At 59.2% G+C, this 3393-nt stretch carries 3 protein-coding genes and 1 pseudogene; all 4 read right to left on the reverse strand.

Going from position 1 to position 3393, the window contains the following annotated elements; genetic code table 11:
- Positions 1-583: pseudogene (locus Q0367_RS06910) on the reverse strand (hypothetical protein); the annotation flags it as partial.
- A gap of 18 nt (positions 584-601) precedes the next feature.
- Positions 602-1372 carry an HAD family hydrolase gene (locus Q0367_RS06915; RefSeq protein WP_298981317.1) on the reverse strand — a complete coding sequence of 257 codons (771 nt, stop codon included), beginning with the start codon at positions 1370-1372 and terminating at the stop codon, positions 602-604.
- Positions 1373-1662: 290 nt separating this feature from the next.
- Positions 1663-2127 (reverse strand): hypothetical protein, encoded by a 465-nt coding sequence (locus Q0367_RS06920; protein ID WP_298981318.1) that lies wholly within the window; start codon positions 2125-2127, stop codon positions 1663-1665.
- Between the two features lie 139 nt (positions 2128-2266).
- Positions 2267-3301, reverse strand: coding sequence for a right-handed parallel beta-helix repeat-containing protein (locus Q0367_RS06925; RefSeq protein WP_363325842.1), 1035 nt, complete (start codon positions 3299-3301; stop codon positions 2267-2269).
- Positions 3302-3393 lie beyond the last annotated feature (92 nt).

Consider the following 3393-nt stretch of genomic DNA (forward strand, 5'->3'; position numbering starts at 1 on the left):
CCTCGACGCCCGAGCGAATGCGCCCAGCTCTGTCTGCGATATATTCTCCGACCATCGCCAGCCAGCGGACGGTCAAGACTGCGGCCACAAGCAAGGGAGTGTAGCGAATCAGCATGCCTCCTCCAACCGCAATCAAGACCACGGCGAGCAATGCAGCCAGCGTTTCGCCCAACGCGGCCAGGAACAGATTGCCAAAAGCCCAACCGACCAAACCGCCGCCTTCTCCGTCCAGGCGGACGTTCCAGTTGACTGCGCCTTCACGGCGAATGAATGTAAAGGCCATCAGGCCGAGCAGGAAAAGTTCTGCGCCGAACAACGCTTCGGCGCTCCAATAGCCGCTCCGCCGTCTCAGTATCAACACCGCCCCTAGGAGCACGACGGCGACGGCGACCAACGGCGCAGTCCAACCGGTGAAGATCGTAAGCAGACCGGGGGAGTCGCCAACGACCCAATGCCGAACGACATCCCACAGCAACATCCCGCCCAAAACAACTAGCAGCGCGCCCCAGAATTCGTGGCGCCACCCTGAACGCACGACGAGAAATTGTTCGTATAGATCGGTGAGGAAGCTGCGTTTCGCCATGAGAGTCGTCCGGCGGCGTCAATCCAGGAGACGATCGATTACGTAGGCCACGCCATCCTCGTCGGCGCTGGGGGCAATCCAATCCGCTACAGCTTTCACTTCGGGCAGGGCGTTCGCCACGGCGACGCCGATGTCGCTGCAACGCACCATCTCAACGTCGTTGATGTCGTCGCCGATGGCGATCACCGAAGCCGGCGCAAGAGAACGCCTGGCGAGAAGGTGTTTGAGCGCCGTAAATTTGTTCGCATCGCGGGCGCACAGTTGGACAAGGCTGAATTTGGGCGTCACCAGCGCGCGCGTCGTCGGTGGGACCACCGCTAACAACGGTTCGATGTCCCTACGTCCCTCTGGAAAAAAGAAGATCATCTTATAGACAGGCTCTTCGCAGAGCATCATCAAGTCGCTCACCTGAAAGACGCCTGGTTTCTCAAAATGCCGATTGACATAAAGCATATCGTTGATCTCAAGGCCGATATACCACACGTCGCCGCTCATTTCAGTCCATTCCAGAATGCGACGAACATCCTGCGCAGGGATCGGTCTATCGAAGACGATCTGCTCGTTGACAAGCGCCTGGGCGCCGTTGTAGACGATGCGCGGCGCATCCAGCAGCGAAGGCGGCAGCACCGGCGCCACGCTGCGCGGAGGTCGGCCGGTCGCCACAACAATTTCATGTCCGGCCGCCAACCAGCGGTCGAGCGCCGCCAGCGTCGCAGCGCCGATGCTTTTGTCGCTGCGCAGGAGCGTGTCGTCCAGATCGAGCGCCAGAACTTTTGTTTTGTCTCTCATCGCGCTCATTATACCCGGCGAGCGATCAAACTCCGAACTGCCCGCAATATGAAACAGCTCCCAAGGCGTCTTGGGAGCTGTTCTGCGGAGACAGGTTTAAGCATCTGGAGACGGGTGCAACCGCCTGCAGAGGGTTGTCTGATTTCTGTTCATTCAACCAGAATCAACGGTAGAAGATAGTACACGTCATGATAGCGAAACCTCCTTTCTGACGTGAACCGAACAGAACTCCTTTCTCCGATTTTTGAACCGAGTTGGGGTTTTGAGTTTAAAAAAACAATAGTGCTACCTCATAAACTGAACTCAGCAATAGAAAGGCGAATAACGCCGTTCTCGTCGGGATGCAGGCCATGCCACTGAACCAACAGATTGAACGCCGCCATGGTAAACGTCAAGCGAGCCTTGAAATACTCCCAAACCCGATGGCGGAGCCGTTTGCAATGACGCACCGTAGTCGACATGGACAAAACGGTTTCCGCCATCATCCGCACATTCCAGCTGCCTCGCTTACAGACTTTCATGTTGGCAGGGTTCTTCGTTTGGGAGAAAAAGCCATGATCCACCAGGATGAACATCTCCTCTGCAAGCGAACGGATCAGCGGGTGGGTCTTGAACAAGCGAAACAGCCGGGTTCTTTCGGGCAATTTCGGGAACAACGGGCGCCAATCTCGAACCAGCCAACGAGAAAAGGCGCGATCTCCCACTCCCTTGAGCGCAAACAGAATGGCCAAGGTGACGATTTCGCTGGGGTGCAAGTCGGCTTGTGGATGTTTCGTGAGTCTTTCATCTGATCATCAACTCTGCAGAACAGTGCAATGATAAAATCTTTGGTAGTCATGAGGGCTTGCTCCTTTTGTTTGGTGGACTTTTGGAGCAGTGCACCTCATGACTTTTTCAACTAGCACCGTTGGTTACGAGGGGTAGATAGAGCCGATAGGTCGGCGTGCCCGTCGGTGTGGGCGTCGGCGTATTGGTCGGTGTCGCCGTCGGTGTGGCTGTGGGCGTGCTCGTCGGCGTGGCGGTCGGCGTCGGCGTTGAAGCCGCCGGCGCTTCGTATGAGCCGATGTCGCACGTTGCCGTGCTGTCGCCATTGCCATCTTGCGGGCGGGTGACGCCGTTTTGCGAATCGGATGGGCAGCCGTCGTTGGTGCCGGCGTCAATGGCGGGGCTCCCGGGGAGAAGCGGGAAGTAGGCCGGCGAGCCGGTCAGCGCGCCGAGATTCAACTGCGCGGGTGTGACTTGGGTGAAACTAAAGCCACAGGTGTTATCCGTTGCCATGTTGTTCGTGCTGCCAGCAGCGAATGTGCCGCTGCAGTTCCCCCCGCTGGGACTGTTGGCGATGATGGTGTTCTTGAGGGTCGCCGCACCGCCGACCACAAATACGCCGCCGCCGGAGCCGGCGCTGTTGCCGGAGAAGGTGCTGTTGGTGACGGTCAGCGGGCCGGCATTATAGACGCCGCCACCGTTGTTGCCGGTTGCGCTGTTATTGGCGAAGGTGCTGTTGGTGATGGTCAGCGTGCTGGCGTTGTACACGCCGCCGCCGTTGCTGCCGCTTGCGCTGTTATTGGCGAAGGTGCTGTTGGTGATGGTCAGCCTGTCGACGTTGTACACGCCGCCGCCCTCGGTCGCACTATTGCCGGAGAAGGTGCTGCCTGCGATGGTCAGCGTGCCGAGGTTGAAAATGCCGCCGCCGCCCACGGCGCTGTTGGCGGAGAAGGTGCTGCCCGTGATGGTCAGCCTGCTGCCGGCGGTGTTGTGCACGCCGCCGCCCTTGCTGCTGGAGCCGGTGGCGCGGTTGGCGGAGAAGGTGCTGTTGGTGATGGTCAGCGTGCCGTAGTTGGTCACGCCGCCGCCGTCGCCGGCACCGGCATTGCCGTTGGCGATGGTCAGGTTTTGCAGGGTGAGGTCCGCGCCGCTGTTCACAATCATCACCCGCACGCTGCCGCCGCCGCTGATGGTGATATTCTGCCCGCTGCCATCAATCGTCAACTTGCCCGCCGTGGTGGCGCTCACGATGTTGG

The organism is uncultured Caldilinea sp. (assembly GCF_937128415.1).
GTDB lineage: Bacteria > Chloroflexota > Anaerolineae > Caldilineales > Caldilineaceae > Caldilinea.

Excerpts from the sequence above, each read along its gene's own strand:
- Q0367_RS06915 (WP_298981317.1), bottom strand. The coding sequence starts at position 1,372 with ATGAGAGACAAAACAAAAGTTCTGGCGCTCGATCTGGACGACACGCTC.
- Q0367_RS06925 (WP_363325842.1), bottom strand. The coding sequence starts at position 3,301 with ATGATTGTGAACAGCGGCGCGGACCTCACCCTGCAAAACCTGACCATC.